Below are 762 nucleotides of genomic sequence, written 5' to 3' on the forward strand. Positions count from 1 at the left end.
TTTCGGCACAATGTTCGAAGACCAAGGGCAAAACATTATTAATACAATTTTACAAACTGAAGAAAAAGCAAGCTGACTTAAAAAAAAGGAATAGATGATTTACAGCAATCAGCAAATAAAATGGATGCATCGCCAATGGTCAAATGGAAAGATGCGATGAAAGAGTTAAAAGAAGCTCTTGAACCAGTACTACTTATAGTAGCAGAAATGGTTTCTAAAATAGCAGAATTTATTTCTGCTCATCCAGTGTTAGCAGCTGCAATTATAGCGATAGTGACTGTACTAGGTATTCTTTTAGGTCTGTGCGCTGCGCTAGCACCTCTGATGTTAGTAATTACTTCTGGTGCAATAACCTGGGCTGGGGTAATGGCTGCTTTAACAAGTCCGAATAGCTTTGGTAGTTGCCGCCGTCGCAGGTTTGATTGCTATATGGGTATTATTCGGTGATAAAATCATGGCCATATACAATGAGTATTTCAAGCCTACAATAGATCAATAGTATCCACAATCGTCGAACTTTACAACCAGCATTTGATAAAGGATTTACAGTCATAAAAGAGATTGTTCAAGATGCTTTTGTAATTATCCAACGTGTTTGGAATGAAATACTATCACCTGTGTTTTCATTTATTGTATCGGTAATTAAAAATATCCTTTTACCAGCATTTAAATTTGTTTTTTTCTGCTATAGGCAGTGTGGTATCAGATGCATTTAGTGGAATTTCAATTGTGTGGAATAATGTTTTAAAACCAATTTCTTAA

General features: G+C 35.4%; 1 protein-coding gene. It reads left to right on the forward strand.

From position 1 onward, the window contains the following. Positions 1 to 120: 120 nt before the first annotated feature. The gene (locus ACJ5H0_RS23090) at positions 121 to 447 is read left to right on the forward strand and encodes a hypothetical protein (RefSeq protein WP_411252193.1); all 327 of its coding nucleotides are present in this window, start codon (positions 121 to 123) and stop codon (positions 445 to 447) included. The last annotated feature ends 315 nt before the right edge of the window (positions 448 to 762 follow it).

This window comes from Chryseobacterium proteolyticum (assembly GCF_046591535.1).
Classification (GTDB): Bacteria; Bacteroidota; Bacteroidia; order Flavobacteriales; family Weeksellaceae; genus Chryseobacterium; species Chryseobacterium proteolyticum.

Coding starts and splice junctions, on each gene's coding strand:
- ACJ5H0_RS23090 (WP_411252193.1), top strand. CDS start 121: ATGGATGCATCGCCAATGGTCAAATGGAAAGATGCGATGAAAGAGTTA.